Raw genomic sequence first — 17,248 nt, 5'->3', positions numbered from 1 at the left:
CAAGCTGGCATTGCATAGCGGAAACCTAGAGAAAATTTAGATTTGGAATGTAAGGTTGGTTTTATCTTGCTCGGAACAATCAGGGAAGGCGCGCCGTCCACAGCTATGTCGAACAGGTCGTATCGCCGCACCGGCCGATGCTGCGCGCATGCGAACCCGCCGTCCGTAGGGTGGGATGCATGACCGAAAACTCACGCACCACCCAGCTCCGTTCCGGGCTCGACCTGGACAATGTTCACGAGTCCGTCCGTCCCCAGGACGATTTCTATAGGCACATCAACGGCCGGTGGCTCGATACCCACACCATTGCCGCGGACCGCGGCCAGGACGGCGCGTTCATCGTGTTGCGCGACCGCGCCGAGGAGCAGGTCCGCGAGATCATCACCGAGGCGCCGGAGGATTCGGCTATCGGTGCCCTGTACCACTCCTTCATGGACACCGACACCGTCGACAAGGTCGGTATCTCCGCGCTGGACGCGGACCTCGAACTCATCGATGCCGCAAAGGACAAGGACGAGCTCGCCGTGGCGTTGGCCGCGCTCGAGCGCTCGGGCGTAGGAGGCCTCGTCGGCTCCTTCATCTCCAACGACGCCGGCGATTCGAGCAAGTACGTCGTCTACATGGTGCAGTTCGGCCTCGGATTGCCCGACGAGTCCTACTATCGCGACCCCGCACACGCGGACACCCTGGCCGGCTACCGCGAGCATGTCGCTCGCATGGTGGGGTTGACGTCGGTGTTCGGCGATCGCGACGCGGCCGCTCGCGCCGAAGCCGTGGTCGATCTCGAAACAAAGATCGCCGCCACCCACTGGGACGTCGTGGAAAGTCGGGACGCGGTCAAGACGTATAACCCGGTCTCCTGGGACGAACTCGAGCAGAAGGCCCCGGGCTTCCCCTGGCAGCGGTGGATCGAAGCTCTCGGCGGTTCGTCCGAGACGTTCTCGACGGTCATCTTGTCGCAGCCCTCCTTCTTCACGTCCGTCGCGCTGTTGTGGGACGAGCTCGAATTGGACCGCTGGAAGGACTGGGCCCGTTGGCGCGTCGTCTCCGAGCGCGTGGCCTGCCTGCCGGAGGAGCTCGTCGAGGCGAACTTCGAGTTCATGGGCAAGGCGATGTCGGGCGCCGAGAGCATGCGCGACCGCTGGAAGCGCGGCGTATCGCTCGTCGAGGGCGCCGTCGGCGAGGAGGTCGGGCGGGTCTACGTCGAACGCCATTTCCCGCCGGAATACAAGGCGCGGATGTCGGCGCTGGTCGATAACCTGCTCGCCGCATACCGTGAATCGATCGAGACTCTCGATTGGATGACCCCCGAGACCCGCGAGCGCGCCCTGGACAAGCTCGCCAAGTTCACCCCGAAGATCGGCTACCCGGACAAGTGGCGCGACTACTCGCAGCTCGAGATGCGCCCGGGCGATCTCATCGGCAACGTGCGCCGCGCCGCCGAGTTTCACCACGACTTCGAACTCGGCAAGCTCGGTGGGCCGGTCGACCGGGACGAGTGGCACATGACCCCGCAGACGGTCAACGCCTACTACAACCCGGTGATGAACGAGATCGTCTTCCCCGCGGCAATCCTGCAGCCGCCGTTCTTCGACGCCGAAGCCGACGATGCGATGAACTACGGTGGCATCGGCGCGGTGATCGGACACGAGATCGGCCACGGCTTCGACGACCAGGGTTCGCTGTATGACGGCGACGGAAACCTCAATAACTGGTGGACCGATGCCGACCGCGAGGAGTTCTCCGCGCAGACCCAGGCGCTCATCGACCAGTACGAGTCACTCACCCCCGAGGGGCTCGACCCGGACAAGCACCACGTCAACGGCGCCTTCACGATCGGTGAGAACATCGGCGACCTCGGTGGGCTCGGCATCGCCGTGCAGGCATACCGGATCAGCCTCGGCGGATCGCTGGACGATGCGCCGGAAATCGATGGACTCACCGGCGCGCAGCGACTGTTCGCGAGCTGGGCGGTGGTGTGGCGCGCCAAGACCCGCAACGCAGAGGCGATCCGTCGCCTGGCAATCGACCCTCACTCGCCGCCGGAATTCCGGTGCAACCAGGTCGTGCGCAACATCGGTGCATTCTACGAAGCCTTCGACGTCACAGCCGAAGACCAGATGTGGCTCGACGAGTCACAACGCGTAAGTATCTGGACGTAATCCGTCCAGCGCAACAAAGGATGGTGGAACACAATGGAAACCCAAATCAGACCGGACTCCGCCGAGGTGGACACGAACTCGGATCTCATCGATTCGTTCCTGCGCGCCTCGCGTCTACTCGTGGCGCTCTCGGCTCGTAGCCTCGACGAAGCCTCGTCGCCGATCACCTTCGCCCAGTTCCGGGCGCTGTTGGTGATTTCCCGTGGTTCCGCCAACAACCAGACCCAGCTCGCCGAGGAGCTGGACGTCGCCCCGAGTTCTGTGACCCGCATGGTCGACCGCCTCGAGTCGGCGTTCCTCGTCGAGCGGACCCGCGCGGGCAGCGGAACGCGCGGCCTGGCCCTTCGGGTCACCGAGAAGGGGCAGCAGGTCGTCCAGGAGGTCACCGATCGTCGCCGCGCGCTCATCGCGGAGGTCGTGGCGAACATGCCCACCGACCGCGTCGACGCACTTGTAGAGGCGCTCGACGCCTTCGCCGATGCCGGCGACGAGCCTAAGCTCTCCGGCGCATCGGTGCCCGGATCGAGCGCCGATTTCGATTCGGGGCTGGAAGTCTAGACCGGGCCCCACCCATCCGACGACGAATCGGGTGCGTCCCCGCTGGGGCGCACCCGATTTCGCTATGTGGCGGGCTCCCGGTGTGCGGTGGGCAGCCTAGTTCTTGACGATGCGCTCGCCGGATTGGGCGTCGAAGAACAGCCGCGAGCCGTGCTCTTCGAGGGGAGCGATACGTACGACGTCATCCAGCGAAGGGGCTTTGGAGCGGACGGTGCGCACGACGAGGTCCTTGCCCTCGAGGGTGGCGGTGCCGTCGGTGGCCTGGCCGTGGACGAAGACCTCGAGGCCGAGCTCCTCGACGAGGGTGACCTTGATATCGAGCCCCGGGGCGTCGCGTCCGACGATCTGCAGGGACTCCGGTCGCACGCCGAGCACGACCTCCTTGCGGGCGCCGACGTTGAACGAGGGTCGGACCGGTTCCCCGCCGAAGGTGGGATCGCCCGCCGAATCCACGGGCACGGTGATGAGGTTCATGCCGGGTGTGCCGATGAACCCGGCGACGAACGTGTTGACCGGGGCGTCGTACATTTCCCGCGGCGTCGCGACCTGTTGGAGGAGTCCGTCCTTGAGCACCGCGACTCGGTGGCCCATCGTCATCGCCTCGGTCTGGTCGTGGGTGACGTAGACGGTCGTGATGCCCAGGCGGCGCTGCAGCCCGGCGATCTCCGAACGCGTCGACACGCGCAGCTTCGCGTCGAGATTGGAAAGCGGCTCATCCATGCAGAAGACCTGAGGTCGGCGCACGATCGCTCGACCCATCGCCACGCGCTGGCGCTGGCCGCCGGAGAGCTGGCCCGGCTTACGGCCGAGGTATTCCTCCAGCTGCAGGATTCGTGCGGCCTCGAGGACGAGTGATTTGGTGTCCTTCTTGGACGTGCCCATGTTGCGCAGTGCGAAGCCCATGTTCTCCTCGACCGTCATGGTCGGGTAGAGGGCATAGCTCTGGAATACCATCGCGACGTCGCGGTCGCGCGCCTGGATTCCGGTGACATCCTCGCCGCCGATGTGGATGCTGCCCGAGGTGACTTCCTCCAGACCGGCGAGCATCCGCAGACTCGTCGACTTCCCGCATCCCGACGGGCCGACGAGGACGAGGAACTCGCCGTCATCAACGTGCAGATCGAGGGAATCGACGGCCGGGCGATCGGCCTTCGGGAACAGGCGTGAGGCCTTGTCGTAGGTGACGGAAGCCATGGGGCGAAATCCTTCTTCACGGGCTGGGAAGCGAACGGGATCAAGCTATCGCCGGGGTGCGGCCGCGATGGGCGGGCGCACCCCGGGGAGTCGATCAATTACCGAGCAACGGCTCGATCTGGGTGTCGATGATGTTCTGCGTTTCGTCCTGCAGCGCCTCCATCGTCGAGGTGATATCGGAGCCGGCAAGGATCTTGTCGAGAGCTCCGCCGATGCGCGTGCCCGGGTTCGGTACGAATACGCGCGCGTAGTCCTGTGGGCGGGTGTGCGGAAGCTGGTCGATAGCGGTCTTGGCCTGTGGAGTCTCTTCCAGGTACGCCTTGACTTCCGCCGACTCGGTCGCGGACTTGCGCACCGGCATGTAGCCCGTGCCCTGCGCGAACTTCGCGGTGTTCTCGGGGTTGGTGAGGAACGCGATGAAGTTCATCGCGTTGGCCTTGCGCTCGTCGGAGATGCCGGCAGGGATAGCGACGCCGGCACCGCCGGTCGGGCAGGAGTCATTCTCCGCGGCACCCGGCAGGAACGCGGTGCCCCACTCGAAGCCCGCCTGCTCCTTGACAGAGGAGATCGAGCCGGTCGACGCCACTGCGCAGGCGGCGATTCCCGCCGAGAACTCGACGATCGAGTCGTCGGAGAGGATGAGGTGGTCGTCGTCGTTGAGCTTGACGAGGTATTCGAGGCCGGAGATCGTCTCGGGCTTGGTGAAGGTGAGATCCCATTCCTCGGAGAAGCCGCCGTCGTTCTCCCACAGCAGGTTCTGGATCGTCCAGTCGAGGTAGTTCGCGCCGTTGTACATCGCGATCGGACGCGCGTCGCCTTCGAGCACATCACGCAGGCGCGGTGCCCATTCGGCGAACTCGTCCCAGGTTTCGGGGCCGCGGTCGGGAAGACCGGCCTGCTCCCACAGTTCCTTGTTGTAGTAGAAGATCACGGTCGAGCGGGCGAACGGGATGCCATAATTGTCGCCGTCGAGCTCGTAGTCGCCGAGCAGCGACTCGACGTAGTCGTCCTTGTCGAACTCCTCGGCGGCGTCCCACAGCTCGTTGACTTTTGCGAACTGCCCGTTGAGGGCGAAGTTGAACCAGTTGACGTCGGAGCCGACGATCACGTCGGGGAGGCCGCCGCCGGACAGAGCCGCATTGAACTTCTGGGCGACCTCTTCGTAGTCTTTGCCCGCGTCGATGAGCTCGACGGTGATGTCCGGTGCTACCTCCTTGTATGCCTCGATGATCTCGAGTTCGAGATCCTTCGAGGTGCCGGGGTGGTTGGACCAGAAGATGACGCGGTTCGCGTCGCCCTCTTCGCCTCCCCCGCCGCCATTACCGCCGCCTCCGGATCCGGCGCATGCAGACAGGCCGACTGCGGCCCCCGTAGCGCCCACGAGGCCGATGAACGAGCGTCGAGTGAACTGACTCATGTGTGATTCCTTTCGGGTGAAACCTGGCGGATCTGGATCGGTCGGACGGGAAATTCTCGAGTGGCGCGCTCAGCCCTTGACGGCGCCGGAAGTCAATCCCTTGATCATGTATCGCTGGAGGAACAGGAAGACCACGAGGATCGGGATGACGGTGAGGACGGTGGCCGCCATCACCAGCGGCCAATCCGTGAAGCCGGAATCTGTGTTGACCAGGCGCGTCAGCCCCACCTGGATCGGCGCGACCGAATCATCGGAAGCGACGAGGAAGGGCCACAGGTATTCGTTCCACTCGTTGACCACCGTGATGAGCGCGAAAGCGACGAGGGTTGGCCAGCTCATCGGCAAGATGATGCGGAACAGCAGGCGCATGTGGCTCGCGCCGTCCATGCGAGCTGCCTCGATGATCTCGTAGGGCAAAGACATGAAGTGGTTCCTCATGAGGAACGTGCCGAAGGCGACGCCGGCCAGCGGGATGATGATGCCCTGAAATGTGTTGATCCAGCCGAGCTGGGACACGAGCGCATAGTTCGAGATCACGGTGATCTGGTTCGGCACCATCAGCGCGGCCAGTACGAGCATGAACACCGCGCCTCTGCCGGGGAACCGCAGGTAGGCGAAGGCGTAGGCGCTGATCACACCGAGCACGATCTTGATCGCCGCGAGGATCGAGGTGATGATGACCGAGTTGAGCATGTACTGCCCGAATGGCGACTCGGAGAACACCCTCGGGTAGTTGCTGGCCGTGAACGATTCCGGCCACCACAGAGGCGGAACGCGGAACACCTGATCGGGCGTCTTGAAGGAGTTCGACAGCACCCAGTACAGAGGAATCCCGACGATGAGCAGGGTGAGAACCATGGCGCCGTAGCCGAGGATCTTCCCGCCGAGGGAGGTCTTCTTCTTCACTTCGTATTCCCCCGATCCATCGAGCGCACCTGCAGCACGGTGATGACCAGCAAGATGAGGAACATGATCGTGGCCACGGTGGCGCCGTAGCCGGCGCGGTAGTTGACGAAGGTCTCCTGGTACACCTGGAACACCATCGTCGTCGTGCCGTTGCCCTGCGGTCCGCCGCGGGTCATCACGTAGATGATGTCGAAGACCTGCAGCGAATTGAGCATCACCGTGATCGACAGAAAGAACGTCGTGGGCCGCAGCATCGGCAGTGTGACCCTACGAAACACCGTCCAGCCACTCGCCCGGTCGATCTCGGCGGCCTCATAGAGCTCGGCAGGCTTGGCCTGCAACGCAGCAAGATAGATGACGAAGGCGTAGCCGAGGTTTTTCCACAAGAACGTCATCGTCACCATGAAAAGCGCCCAGTTCGGATCCTGGTAGAAGTCCGGGGACTTGATACCGAGGGACCCGAGCATTCCCGAGATCAGCCCGAATCGGGGATCGAAGATGAACTGGAAGGCGATGCCGATCGCGGCGCCGGCGATGACATAGGGGGCGAACACCGCGGACCGCACGAGGCCGCGCCCCTTGATCTGCTGGTCGAGGAGCATCGCGAGCGCGAGCCCGAGCACCATCGAGCCGATAACGGTCGTTGCGGTGAAGATGATCGTGTTGGATACGACCGTCCACGAATGCCCACCGTTGACGAGCCCATCGAACCATTCGGTGTAGTTGTCGAACCCGACGAACTTGGGTGGGTTCGGGGACGAGATGTTCCAACTGAAGAACGACAGCCGGATGTTATCCAGCAGGGGACGATAGGTGAAGATGCCCAACAGCACGAGGTTGGGGAGGACGAGCGCGGCGAAGAGTAAATACTCCTGGGTACGTCCTGCTTTTCTGCTGCGCCGGCGACGGGTTGTACCCGGCGCCGTCGAATCCGCCTCGGCGCCCGCCGCGGGAGCGTCCTCGGTTGAACCTGACTTCACGATTCCTATCGAAGTCCATGCGAGTGACCAGCGAGGGCAGTTCGGGAAACTCCGCGATTGCAAAAGGGTTACGAACAGCTGAACTTTTACATGGACGTATCCTTATGTAGCTGCCAGAATTACCGAATTTCCCAGTAAAAAATATAGAAAGAGCCTTACCCCGCGCTGTGGGGTGAGGCTCTTTCTGTGTCTGGGTAGGGCGTAGTGGCTGCCGGCGATGCGCCCCGTCCTAGTAGTTCCAGTCGCCCTGGCCGTCGAACGCCCCGAACTGGCGCCCCACGGAGTTCTTCACGATGAAAGGGTCGCCGTTCTTCGAATTGTTGTAGTACCAGGCCGCGTCCTCCGGGCTGACGTTGATGCAGCCATGGGTCGCGTTACGGACGCCCTGATCCGCGATCGACCACGGGGCGGAATGGATGTAGATGCCGTCGTAGGACAGGCGCACGGCGTCGTTGACGATCGAGTCGTAGCCCCCGTCCTCGACGCGCAGGCCGAAGAGCGCGGAGTTCATGCGCACCGCCCGGCCGCGCTGGCCCGTGTAGTAGATACCGTTGTACGTCGACCAGCGGGGAGCTTCGCCGGATGAGGCGCGCATTTCGCGCACGACCTGTCCGCTCCGCGTTACGGTGACCTTCTTGGTGTGGTCGTCGTAGGTGGCGATGAGGGCATCGCCGGTGCGGAAAGTGTGCTGGCGACCGGCGGCCCATACCGTTACCGCCGAGCGCTCCGGCCAGAAGTTCAATGGACGCCACCGCAGCTCTCGGTCGTTGATCCAGTAGAACTTGCCCGCCACGTTGGGTTCGGTGCGAATGCCAATGGTCTGCTCGGCGAGTCGGCGATCGGTGATGGGGCGGTCGAAGAAGAAATGGATCGGCGAAGCGACGCCGACAACCTCGTTCTCCGACGGGAACACACCCACATTCCCGTAATTGGGCACCGGTCGTGTCGGGCCGAGAACCGGGTACGTGGGCACGAACGGAAGGATTCCCGCTCCCGGGACGGGGGCGGTCTCGACCGAGGGTAGGTTCATCTCGGCGGAGGCCGTGGCGGGGTCGGGCACCTGCAGTTGTGCTGATGCGGCAGGTGCGAGGCCGAGTCCGAGGGCGGACACCGCGACCAGGAGGATGGCGCGGCGCAGGAAGCCGGAACGCGAGGACATTGAACTCCTTGATGGGTAACTAGTAATTCCAGTCGCCTTGACCATCAAAAGAGCCGAGCTGACGGCCTAGCGTGTTCTTGACGATCACGGGATCGCCATTGCGGGTGTTTTCGTAGAACCAGCGCGCATCCTCGGGGCTCAGATTGATGCAGCCATGAGAGACGTTTCGCACGCCTTGGTCGGCAACGGACCACGGTGCGGAATGGACGAAAATGCCGTCGTAGGACAGGCGGACGCCGTCGTTGACCGCCACGTCGTAGCCGCCTGCATCGCGCGCGAGCCCCCACGTGGAGGAATCCATCTGCACCTCGCGCGCACGCCACCCCGTGTAGTACGTGCCGTTGTGAGTAGCGTACTGCGGTTGGCCCGCTGATGCGCGCATCTCTCGAACCACTTCACCATTGCGGGTGGTCGTCATCATCTTGGTGTTGTCGTCATAGGTGGTGACGACGGCGTCGCCAGTTCTGAAGGACTGCTGGCGCCCTCCCGCGTAGACGGTGACGGTGGTGTTCGGTGGGTAGAACTCGAGGGGCCGCCAGCGCACCTCGGTGTCACTGATCCAGTAGAACTTCCCGGCGATCGCCGGGGCGGTCCGCACCCCGAGCGTCGCCTCCGCCTTCGCGCGGTCGGTGATCGGCTTGTCGAAGGTGAACATCACCGGCTGTGCAACGCCAACGGTCTCGCCGTCGGTCGGGAAGATGCCCACCTTGCCGTATTCAGGCGCGGGGCGAGCGGGCGCGACGATCGGCACCGTGAAAATCGGCAGGTCGAGCCCTGCAACCTGCGGGGTGGGCAGGGGTGCGGACTCGATGCCGGGCAGGCTCACCGGGGTCGACTCGAGCGAACCGGCGTTGAAACCGGGGAGTTGGGCCGTGCTCTGCGCTCCTGCGATAGGCGCAAGCGCCACCGAGGAAAGAACGGCGGCAACCAGGGTCGCCGAGGTCGTTGCGCGCGCGAATAGGGGACGGCGAAGCATCGCACTCCTAGATGAATTGCTGGGGGCCGAGGGTCGAACTGAACGAAACCTATGCGGAACACAAGCCTCAATAATCACATTCGTCACTTTAGTAACAATAATGCACGGTGTGCGCCGGAAATGCCAGTGCCGAGTCGATACATGCGCGTGCGGAAGAGATGAAGATTCGCCCACGGATCGCCCCGGGTGTGCGTAAGCGGCGCAAATGACGGGCCGGGTGTTGACGCCGAGTCAACGCCCGTGGTTATCGCGCGAGGCAATTCGGGGCCGCGGCTTGCGTAGATCAGTCGACCCGACGTGACGCGAGAAGCGTTTCCTGGGGAAATAAGTGAATGCTGGCCACGAGGGGGGTGGCCAGCATTCGGGGCACGTGCGGAGCGAGAAGGCGGGGGGAGCCGCTCGATCCATCGCTCGACGCCACAAGGGGGATGCAGCGGAGCTAACGTGCTGCGCTCGAGGTTATAGAACAAGCAAAACTAAATCAAGAGGAAATTGTTATTTTCAGATACTAGATTTGTCCCGAATGGGTCCGCCGCGCGCATACCTGCGGCAACGCTTTCTCGAGCTGCTTCCGGTGCGCGGTCGGCACACCTAGGTGGTCACACGTTTTCGGAAATGTACGCGGCGAGCGCGAACAGGCCCTCTGCTTCTTGATCAGTAGTCAGATCGTCCGCATCCTCGTCCGACACGGTCATACTGACCTGCCAGAGTTGAGAATCGGTGACGAAGAACGCCTGAACGTGCGGCACATGACCGGTGGGGTCGTTATCGCAGCGCAGGATCTCCAGGTCCACGGTTTCCTCGGACTCCCGGTCCTCGCGGGCTCTCTCGCCCGCTGCGCCGGCCCCGCGGGACGGGCGCGCTGACGAGGTCGCTGTTGTCGACGCCGTGGATTGGGTGCTCGTTGCGTCGCCGAATTCCGTCGCCATCCCGTATCCGCTCACTGGCCCCAGGGCCGATACGCCGTCGCCTTCACCGGAGGTCTCGAGCGATGCGTATCCGGAGGTGTCGAGTTCGGGAAGTGCGACGTCATGGGTGTCGAGTGCGCACTCGTATATGGGTCCGGCGATCTCGGGAATGGACTCGAGTAGCTCTTCGGGGGAGTCGTCGTCGTGTAACTCTCGCGCCGAGACGAACACGGAGTTTTCGGCTGTCAGCCGATCGTCCTCTTCGTCGGACTCCTCCGTGCCGGCATCGGAGTCGCCGCCATCCGCGGCCGTGGACGTCGCGGTGGCCGAAGTGGTCGCCGACGTGCTCGGTGCGTCCTTATTGCCCTCGAGCGACAGGAACAGCGAGGCCGGGTCGTCCCACGAGCTGCCATAGGCGCACATCTCGGGACGTCCTCCGGGCGGTGCCGGCTCCGAGGAGGGGAGGGACAGTCCCGTGATCTGCGAAACCTCCGCGACCGACAACGCGACCTCGTCGCACACGTTGGGCAGGGGGCCGCGATCGGTCGGGGCGAGTTCGGAGTCGGCGACCGGCGCCGGCTCGATCGACGTGAGCCTCGTGTTCTCCACCGGTTCCTGGGGCGAACCGCTGTCCGTGCGCGGTGCACATGCACCCAACGCCAGCGCCGGGACCAGGGCGAATGCCGCTCCGAGACGCGCGAGGGGCGGCACGCGGCGAGCGGAGGGCGATTCTGTCATGCGCACGATCCTACCGCGCCCCCTCCCGCCCGGGTCCAACCGATAGGCTGGCCGCATGCGTATCCACTCGGGACATCGCCCCGCCCGCTCATTCGCAGTTGCCTCGGTGGCTCTCGTCGCAGGCGCGCTGCTCGCCGGTTGTAATGACGGCGGAGGTGCCGATTCGCAGGCCTCCGACGATGCCGAGTACGGCGAGATCGTTACCGCGGCTCCGGAGGCTCCGGATTCGGAAGAGGGGTTTCGCCAGCCGGCGCCCACCGAGGATGCGGACTGTCCCTACCTGTCGGCGGAGGAAGCCGCGGAGCTCACAGGGGAGATGGTCGACAAGACTCAGATCGACCCTGCCTACGATCCGCCGGCGTGCTTCTTCGGCACGCAAGACGGGGCGGTGTCGCTCATGGTGTCGGTCGAGACCGTCGAATCCGCGGACGAGGCGGTGCGCCTCGTGGACGAGGTCGTGCCCCCGGACTCGACCGAACGCGCCGACGTCGAGGGCGGTTGGACCGGCGGGAAGAACGCCTCGGAAGCCGGGGCGACGCTCGCGGTGTACCGCGAGGATCAGGTCTTCACCGTGCAGGCGACGCAGGGACGTTCGGAGGCCGTGCAGTCCGTCGCCGATACCGTGATTCCGCGCCTGTAGGCGCTCGCGCTGCTCAGCTCACCGAGACGTCGGAGAACGGCATCGCCTGCTCGACGAGCGGGTAGACGACCTCCATCAGCAGGAAGAACAGCGCGACAACGGTGGCGAGAACCACGAGCACGCGCATGGGAGTCGGACCCGGAATGTGCCGCCACAGCCAGCCGTACATCTACCTGCCCTCCAGCGCGGGCGGAGGTCCGCCGTCAGACTTGTCTGTGGTGTCCACCAGCACCGCATGGACGATGAGGCGCTCGGCGGCGGAGAACTGCGGGTGGCAGGTGGTCAGCGTGAGCAGCGGCAGCTGTCGCGATTCCTGCGTTGCCTCGCGGCCGGGGATCGGGTCGAGGACATCGGTGTGCGAGGGGGCGACGATCTGCCGGCCGGGCACGTTCACGTACTCGGTGCTCAGGCGGTCGATGATGTCGCGGGGCATGCACGCGGACGCGGCATCCTTCGCGGCGGCAGGGTCCGGTGCGTCGCCGAACTCCCCGCCGATGGTGGGGAGTACGCGGTAGTCGAGCCAGGTGTCGGCGGTCTCGATGATGATCGCGTCGCACACGGCGAGCCGGCCGAGGGCATTGAACGGTGCCCCGCGTCCGACCCTGTGCCCGGCGAGCGCGAAGTTCCCGGCCTCGCCGGGCCCCTGGGACTCCGGATAGTGGCCCGGCCCGGCGTCGAGATCGGCGTCGGTGACACCGGAGACGACGGCGTAGTCGAAATCGCCGCCGAACTCCGGTATCCGGATACGCACGAAGGGCACGGGCTCGTCGCCGTCATCGGCGAGGGAGACCGCGCGCGGATTCTCGGGTGCTCGCCACGCCTCCTCCAGCCGCTCGGAGGCGGCGGACTGCAGCGTTGCCGAGGCGCGGTTTGTCCAGACGACCTGGTAGAACACGTAACCGGCGAGCACGACGCCGAGCGTGATGAGCACCTCGCCGACGAGGACCAGGCGGCGACCTGGGTGCACTAGTCGACCAATCGGAGGGTCATTTCGGCCATGGCGCGCGCGGTCATCGTCGACGACACGCGGTCGAGCATGCGCGCGGCCGTCACCGCGCCATCGAGCAGCACGACCAGTCGCAGCGCCATCTCCTCGATGTTGTCCGGATCCTGCAGGCCCATGAGCCGCAGCTGCTCGGTGATCGTGTCGAGCACCCATTGACGGTGCGTATCGACGGCGGCGCGGATCGCGCGCTCGCCGGCGGTGGTGGGCTCCGGGAATTCGAGGGCCGCGGCGATGAACGGCGAACCCATGGGGATCGACCCGGAAGCGAGGACGAGATCGAAGAACGCAAGGATGCGGTCGCGCGGCCTGTCCATCGGCGCCGTGCGCTTGGACCAGGCCTCCTCGTCCGCAGTGTGCATGTGCTCGAGGTAGGCGACGACGAGCGCATCCTTGGAGCCGTAGGAATTGTAGAGCGACGCCTTGGCGACACGAGAGTCCTTGAGAATCCGGTCGATCCCCACCGCGCGGATCCCCTGGGTGGTGAACAGCTCCGTGGCAGTGGAGAGCAGCCGCTCGCGCGGGCTGGCTTTTACGGCACCTTGGGAACTCACGGGACCAGATTATCGCTTCGGCGCAAAAAGAATCGGCGATGGGATCACCTAGCGTGTCCCACCGCCGATTCGCGGCCCGAGCGCAGTGGCGCGGGCGTGCGGGGAATTACTGACCCGGCTGGCCACCCTGGCCCGGCTGGCCGCCCTGGCCCGGCTCGCCGCCCTGGCCCGGCTCGCCGCCCTGCGGCTGGCCGCCCTGGTCTCCGCCCTTGTCGCCGAGCGCGCCGTCGACCTTTTCCTTGGCGGCATCGATCTTGTCGGAGTACTTGCCACCGGTCTTGTCGTTGATTGCGTCGCCGGCCTTGTTGACGGCGTCGTTGACCTTGTCGGGGTTGCCCTGAACGAAGTCCTTGGCCTTATCGAAAATGCCCATGGTGTCTATCCTCCATCGATATAGCGTTGTTGTTTACGCCTGACAAAATCGACCCTAACGAAGCTCACCGGTTCCTGCAGGGAAAGGCAGTCTGACGTCGGACTTCAGATGCCTTCGGGGCGAGCGTGTAGCGGCGATAATTCCCCGCTCGACCTGCACACTTGCAGTCTTCCGGAAGGGCGCCTCGGGCCCCGGAATCGACGAGAGCGAAATTCTTTTTCTCAGCTATCTGTGACTGGATCTATGCCCGCAGGTCGGCGTACTCGGGGTTCTTCGTCATGAATGCATCGACGAACGAACAGTGCGGGGCGACCGTGAAACCGGCCGCGCGGGTGTCGTCGAGCGCGAAGCGCACGAGCGTTCCGCCGAGGCCACGTCCTCCGTACGCGGGATCGATGACCGTGTGGGGCATGATCCGTACTCCGCCGTCATCGTGAAAGTCGGCGAAGCCGGCCACGTCCCCATCGACCGTGATCTCGTAGCGGCCCGCCTCGTCGTTGCGCTGCACCTCGATGCGTTCCGCGGTCTGTTCTGGCATATCCGACATAGAAATCCAGCCTACTCACTCGAGCACGCCTGCGGGCGCACGACCATGACCGGGCAATACGAGGCCTGGAGTAGCGAGCGACTGGTCGAGCCGAGCAGCATGCCGGTGAACGTGCCGCGGCCGTGGGAGCCGACGACCACGAGTTGGGCATCGCGCGATTTCTCCACGAGCACGCGGGTCGCGCGATCCTCGGTGACGAGGGTTTCCACCTCGACATCCGGGTACTGCTCGCGCAGGTTCCCGAGGGCGTCGTCGAGCATTGTGCGCTGCTCGCCCGAGAGTCGTTCGAGGTCGTCCTCGGAGAGGATCACTCCCGCGGCAGCGGCCTGGACCTCCGGGTCCATCCAGGTGTGGACCGCGAGAACGGAGGTGCCCCGCGCCTTTGCTGCGGAAAACGCCCATTCGGTGGCGCGGATCGAGTTGTCCGAGCCGTCGACGCCGACTACGACCGGGCCGGACTCGTTGATGTTGGCGACGGTGTCGGCCTTCGTCACGATGACCGGGCAGAACGCGTTGGTCGCGACGTGCGCGGACACGGAGCCGAGTACGACGCCCTTGAGTGCGCCGAGCCCACGGGAGCCGAGCACGATCATCTTCGCCTCGCGTGAGTATTCGATGAAGAGCTGCGCCGGGTTGCCCTCTGCGACGGCGCCGGTGATCTCGAGTTCGGGAGCGGCGTCGCGGGCGATCTGCATCGCTTCCTGCACGGCCGGTTCGGCTTCCTTCTCGAAATGGTCCACGAGCTGCTGCGGCGGGGCCATGCCCTCCGCGAACATGGTCGAAGGGATCGAATAGGCCATCACCACGTGGAGCTTGATCCCCCTGCCCGCGGCGGTCTTCGCGGCGTACGCCACGGCCCCCTTGGACACGTCCGAACCATCGACACCAACAACTGCAGCACCTTGGTATGTACTCATACCCCGAGCTTACTCCCGTTTATGACGTCGGAGAGCCGATTTTCGGGATCGGCGCAGCGCCCCGCCTACCGCTACGCCGCGATGCCTGCGACCTGGCCGACGCCCTCCGGGAATCCCTCGTTCGAGGGGTAGGCGAGATTGAAGCTGCCCTGGATCAGCGGCAGTACCGCCTGGCCGGGACCGGTGAGGAAGAACTGGATGATTCCGTCCACGAGAGACTCCTTGAAATAGCTGGAAATAGCGGGTCGGAGCACCGAGACCGGCGCCCGTAACTGCGTTACAGACGATACCCAATTTAAGAGATGGGGCAAATGAACGTTTAAGTTTCTCGGGAGCTGTGAGTGGCGGTTTAGCATGGTCGGCATGCCCCGACCGAAGCCTCTGCCGCCGCGTGCCGGGATCGACGCGGTCCGGTTTCGGCTGCCCGATCCGCCGGCGCGGGACGCGATCGAGACCGAGCTCATCCGTGCGTTCCCTGAACGCGCCGAGGAGATCCGTCGCGGACTCGCAGCGGGCGAGGTCGTCGATCGCCACGGAAATCCGGTCGGTGAATACGCGCGTCCGGTCAAGGGGGAGGACGTGTGGTTGCACCTCGCGCCTCCCCCGGAACCCGAGGTACCCGGAACGCTGGAGGTGGTCTACCGAGATGGGGATATGGTCGTCGTCGACAAACCGCATTTCCTCGCGACCACCCCTCGCGCCGGGCACATCCGGCAGACGGCGCTCGTGTGGGCGCGCGTGGCGACCGGGGAGGACGAGCTCGTGCCGGCGCATCGCCTGGACCGCGGCACGGCGGGTCTCGTGGTCATGGCTGTGCATCCGCGCGTGCGCGGCGCGCTGGCGGGGCAATTCCAGCGGCGCGCCGTCAACAAGCGGTATTTGGCTGTTACCAAGCTTCCGGAGGGTGCTCCGCGCGCTTTCGAGAGGCGATCGCGGATCTTCAAACAACACGGGATCCTGCAGGGGGCCGAAGTCGCGGGTGAGCCCAACGCGCACACCCGTGGGCGCTTACTCTCCGAGGCCGAGGGGCCGGAGGGGCGGCTCGGGCTGTGGCTGCTCGAGCCGACCACGGGGCAGACACACCAGCTGCGCATCCACCTGCACGCCCTCGGAATGCCCATCGTCGGCGACGACCTCTACCCCTGTATACGAGGCGTAGAGCACGAGGATTTCTCCGCCCCGCTGCAGCTACTCGCAGCGGGCCTGGAGTGCTCGCACCCGGTCGGCGGGCAGCGCATGCGCTTCACCTCCGCACGCCGATTGAGTGCCTGGACCGGTCGCTGGGCCACCGAAGCTGAGATCTGGGTAGGGACGGTCTCAGGGGAGATTTAGGGGTTGACCCCGATGTGTCGGGCGCGGCCGGGCGCAAGAATGACTTCTGTCACCATTTCCGGCCTCGACCGTGCGCCGGTTCGACACGACGAACCACCAAGGACCAGAAGATGAGCCATTCCCTTTCCGAAAAGACGCAGGCCGGCGCCGGCGGAACCCCGGCCGCCAGCGCCCGAGAACTGTACAAGGTATACGGCACAGGCGATACCGAGGTCCGCGCGCTCGACGGCATCAGCGTCGATTTCTCGAGCGGACAGTTCACGGCGATCATGGGGCCCTCCGGGTCCGGAAAATCCACTCTCATGCATTGCCTGGCGGGCCTCGACCGCCCGTCGGCGGGCTCGGTGCGCATCGGCGAGACCGAGCTGACCGGCATGAAGGACAAGAAGCTCACCGAGATCCGTCGCGACGAGATCGGCTTCGTGTTCCAGAGCTTCAATCTCGTCCCGACCCTGACGGCGCGCGAGAACATCACGCTGCCCGCCGGCATCGCCGGCCGCAAGGTCGACCAGCAGTGGTTCGACCAAGTGATCGACCGACTCGGCCTCGCCGGACGTCTCGACCACCGCCCGGCGGAAATGTCCGGTGGGCAGCAGCAGCGCGTCGCCTGTGCCCGCGCGCTCGTCGGCCGCCCTCGCATCCTCTTCGGGGACGAGCCGACCGGCAACCTCGACTCGAACAGCTCGGCCGAGGTGCTCTCGATCCTGCGCTCGGCGGTGGATGATTATTCGCAGACCGTCGTAATCGTCACCCACGACCCTCGCGCGGCCTCCTACGCCGATCGCGTGCTGTTCCTTGCGGACGGCAAGCTTCGCCACGAACTCGCCTCGCCGACGTCCGACGCCATCCTCGACGCGATGCGTGCGCTGGAGGAGATCTAAACC

At 65.0% G+C, this 17,248-nt stretch carries 19 protein-coding genes; 5 read left to right on the top strand and 14 right to left on the bottom strand.

The features are described 5' to 3' along the window. Nucleotides 1-179 precede the first annotated feature (179 nt). On the top strand, nt 180-2,162 hold the full coding sequence (locus BJL86_RS15055; RefSeq protein WP_067474105.1) for a M13 family metallopeptidase: 1,983 nt from the start codon (nt 180-182) through the stop codon (nt 2,160-2,162). A 33-nt stretch (nt 2,163-2,195) separates the two neighbouring features. Continuing rightward, a complete protein-coding gene (locus BJL86_RS15050; protein WP_067474104.1) occupies nt 2,196-2,720 on the top strand; it encodes a MarR family winged helix-turn-helix transcriptional regulator in 525 nt (174 codons plus the stop codon). Nucleotides 2,721-2,816: 96 nt separating this feature from the next. On the opposite strand, the gene BJL86_RS15045 is transcribed toward BJL86_RS15050, so the two are convergent. The 7 genes from BJL86_RS15045 to BJL86_RS15015 form a co-directional block, all read right to left on the bottom strand. Continuing rightward, nucleotides 2,817-3,914 carry an ABC transporter ATP-binding protein gene (locus BJL86_RS15045; RefSeq protein WP_067474101.1) on the bottom strand — a complete coding sequence of 366 codons (1,098 nt, stop codon included), beginning with the start codon at nt 3,912-3,914 and terminating at the stop codon, nt 2,817-2,819. Nucleotides 3,915-4,008: 94 nt separating this feature from the next. Then, a complete protein-coding gene (locus tag BJL86_RS15040; RefSeq protein WP_067474097.1) occupies nt 4,009-5,331 on the bottom strand; it encodes an ABC transporter substrate-binding protein in 1,323 nt (440 codons plus the stop codon). Between the two features lie 69 nt (nt 5,332-5,400). Next, on the bottom strand, nt 5,401-6,189 hold the full coding sequence (locus BJL86_RS15035) for a carbohydrate ABC transporter permease (RefSeq protein ID WP_082908472.1): 789 nt from the start codon (nt 6,187-6,189) through the stop codon (nt 5,401-5,403). 44 nt (nt 6,190-6,233) lie between these two features. Then, nucleotides 6,234-7,070: a carbohydrate ABC transporter permease gene (locus BJL86_RS15030; protein WP_067474129.1), complete on the bottom strand. Its 837-nt coding sequence runs from the start codon at nt 7,068-7,070 to the stop codon at nt 6,234-6,236. Between the two features lie 376 nt (nt 7,071-7,446). Next, the gene (locus tag BJL86_RS15025) at nt 7,447-8,376 is read right to left on the bottom strand and encodes a L,D-transpeptidase (RefSeq protein WP_067474091.1); all 930 of its coding nucleotides are present in this window, start codon (nt 8,374-8,376) and stop codon (nt 7,447-7,449) included. A 19-nt stretch (nt 8,377-8,395) separates the two neighbouring features. Next, nucleotides 8,396-9,352 carry a L,D-transpeptidase gene (locus BJL86_RS15020; protein ID WP_067474088.1) on the bottom strand — a complete coding sequence of 319 codons (957 nt, stop codon included), beginning with the start codon at nt 9,350-9,352 and terminating at the stop codon, nt 8,396-8,398. A gap of 599 nt (nt 9,353-9,951) precedes the next feature. Continuing rightward, nucleotides 9,952-10,998, bottom strand: a complete 1,047-nt coding sequence (locus tag BJL86_RS15015) for a hypothetical protein (RefSeq protein WP_067474085.1) — start codon at nt 10,996-10,998, stop codon at nt 9,952-9,954. Between the two features lie 55 nt (nt 10,999-11,053). On the opposite strand from BJL86_RS15015, the gene BJL86_RS15010 reads away from it, so the two are divergent. Next, nucleotides 11,054-11,638 carry a DUF2020 domain-containing protein gene (locus tag BJL86_RS15010; protein WP_067474082.1) on the top strand — a complete coding sequence of 195 codons (585 nt, stop codon included), beginning with the start codon at nt 11,054-11,056 and terminating at the stop codon, nt 11,636-11,638. Nucleotides 11,639-11,651: 13 nt separating this feature from the next. On the opposite strand, the gene BJL86_RS17455 is transcribed toward BJL86_RS15010, so the two are convergent. From BJL86_RS17455 to BJL86_RS14980, 7 genes are all read right to left on the bottom strand, one after another. Continuing rightward, nucleotides 11,652-11,807, bottom strand: coding sequence for a hypothetical protein (locus BJL86_RS17455; protein ID WP_197487568.1), 156 nt, complete (start codon nt 11,805-11,807; stop codon nt 11,652-11,654). After that, entirely contained in the window at nt 11,808-12,605 is a 798-nt protein-coding gene (locus tag BJL86_RS15005) for a class E sortase (RefSeq protein ID WP_231887187.1), read from the bottom strand. Beyond that, nucleotides 12,605-13,195 (bottom strand): TetR/AcrR family transcriptional regulator, encoded by a 591-nt coding sequence (locus BJL86_RS15000; protein ID WP_067474079.1) that lies wholly within the window; start codon nt 13,193-13,195, stop codon nt 12,605-12,607. The genes BJL86_RS15005 and BJL86_RS15000 overlap by 1 nt, the downstream gene beginning before the upstream one ends. A gap of 106 nt (nt 13,196-13,301) precedes the next feature. After that, nucleotides 13,302-13,568: an antitoxin gene (locus BJL86_RS17860; protein ID WP_075845074.1), complete on the bottom strand. Its 267-nt coding sequence runs from the start codon at nt 13,566-13,568 to the stop codon at nt 13,302-13,304. A gap of 241 nt (nt 13,569-13,809) precedes the next feature. Further along, complete coding sequence (locus BJL86_RS14990; RefSeq protein WP_067476752.1) at nt 13,810-14,106, bottom strand: GNAT family N-acetyltransferase; 297 nt, start codon at nt 14,104-14,106, stop codon at nt 13,810-13,812. Between the two features lie 20 nt (nt 14,107-14,126). Continuing rightward, complete coding sequence (locus BJL86_RS14985; RefSeq protein ID WP_067476738.1) at nt 14,127-15,032, bottom strand: universal stress protein; 906 nt, start codon at nt 15,030-15,032, stop codon at nt 14,127-14,129. Nucleotides 15,033-15,103: 71 nt separating this feature from the next. Then, entirely contained in the window at nt 15,104-15,244 is a 141-nt protein-coding gene (locus BJL86_RS14980; RefSeq protein WP_197487631.1) for a hypothetical protein, read from the bottom strand. Nucleotides 15,245-15,395: 151 nt separating this feature from the next. On the opposite strand from BJL86_RS14980, the gene BJL86_RS14975 reads away from it, so the two are divergent. Then, nucleotides 15,396-16,364: a pseudouridine synthase gene (locus tag BJL86_RS14975; RefSeq protein ID WP_067476749.1), complete on the top strand. Its 969-nt coding sequence runs from the start codon at nt 15,396-15,398 to the stop codon at nt 16,362-16,364. Between the two features lie 110 nt (nt 16,365-16,474). Next, nucleotides 16,475-17,245: an ABC transporter ATP-binding protein gene (locus tag BJL86_RS14970; RefSeq protein ID WP_067476734.1), complete on the top strand. Its 771-nt coding sequence runs from the start codon at nt 16,475-16,477 to the stop codon at nt 17,243-17,245. The last annotated feature ends 3 nt before the right edge of the window (nt 17,246-17,248 follow it).

The sequence above is a fragment of the Dietzia timorensis genome, from assembly GCF_001659785.1.
In the GTDB taxonomy this organism is placed as follows: Bacteria; Actinomycetota; Actinomycetes; order Mycobacteriales; family Mycobacteriaceae; genus Dietzia; species Dietzia timorensis.
The sequence above is the reverse complement of the archived record's forward strand: the minus strand, read 5'-3'. Positions and strand labels throughout refer to the sequence as shown.

What these genes read in the sequence shown, in the direction of transcription:
- BJL86_RS15040 (WP_067474097.1), bottom strand. Translation starts at nt 5,331, where the DNA reads ATGAGTCAGTTCACTCGACGCTCGTTCATCGGCCTCGTGGGCGCTACG.
- BJL86_RS14990 (WP_067476752.1), bottom strand. Translation starts at nt 14,106, where the DNA reads ATGCCAGAACAGACCGCGGAACGCATCGAGGTGCAGCGCAACGACGAG.
- BJL86_RS15020 (WP_067474088.1), bottom strand. Translation starts at nt 9,352, where the DNA reads ATGCTTCGCCGTCCCCTATTCGCGCGCGCAACGACCTCGGCGACCCTG.
- BJL86_RS15045 (WP_067474101.1), bottom strand. Translation starts at nt 3,914, where the DNA reads ATGGCTTCCGTCACCTACGACAAGGCCTCACGCCTGTTCCCGAAGGCC.
- BJL86_RS14970 (WP_067476734.1), top strand. Translation starts at nt 16,475, where the DNA reads ATGAGCCATTCCCTTTCCGAAAAGACGCAGGCCGGCGCCGGCGGAACC.
- BJL86_RS14985 (WP_067476738.1), bottom strand. Translation starts at nt 15,032, where the DNA reads ATGAGTACATACCAAGGTGCTGCAGTTGTTGGTGTCGATGGTTCGGAC.
- BJL86_RS15035 (WP_082908472.1), bottom strand. Translation starts at nt 6,189, where the DNA reads ATGGTTCTCACCCTGCTCATCGTCGGGATTCCTCTGTACTGGGTGCTG.
- BJL86_RS15055 (WP_067474105.1), top strand. Translation starts at nt 180, where the DNA reads ATGACCGAAAACTCACGCACCACCCAGCTCCGTTCCGGGCTCGACCTG.
- BJL86_RS15015 (WP_067474085.1), bottom strand. Translation starts at nt 10,998, where the DNA reads ATGACAGAATCGCCCTCCGCTCGCCGCGTGCCGCCCCTCGCGCGTCTC.
- BJL86_RS14975 (WP_067476749.1), top strand. Translation starts at nt 15,396, where the DNA reads ATGCCCCGACCGAAGCCTCTGCCGCCGCGTGCCGGGATCGACGCGGTC.
- BJL86_RS15025 (WP_067474091.1), bottom strand. Translation starts at nt 8,376, where the DNA reads ATGTCCTCGCGTTCCGGCTTCCTGCGCCGCGCCATCCTCCTGGTCGCG.
- BJL86_RS17455 (WP_197487568.1), bottom strand. Translation starts at nt 11,807, where the DNA reads ATGTACGGCTGGCTGTGGCGGCACATTCCGGGTCCGACTCCCATGCGC.
- BJL86_RS17860 (WP_075845074.1), bottom strand. Translation starts at nt 13,568, where the DNA reads ATGGGCATTTTCGATAAGGCCAAGGACTTCGTTCAGGGCAACCCCGAC.
- BJL86_RS15010 (WP_067474082.1), top strand. Translation starts at nt 11,054, where the DNA reads ATGCGTATCCACTCGGGACATCGCCCCGCCCGCTCATTCGCAGTTGCC.
- BJL86_RS15050 (WP_067474104.1), top strand. Translation starts at nt 2,196, where the DNA reads ATGGAAACCCAAATCAGACCGGACTCCGCCGAGGTGGACACGAACTCG.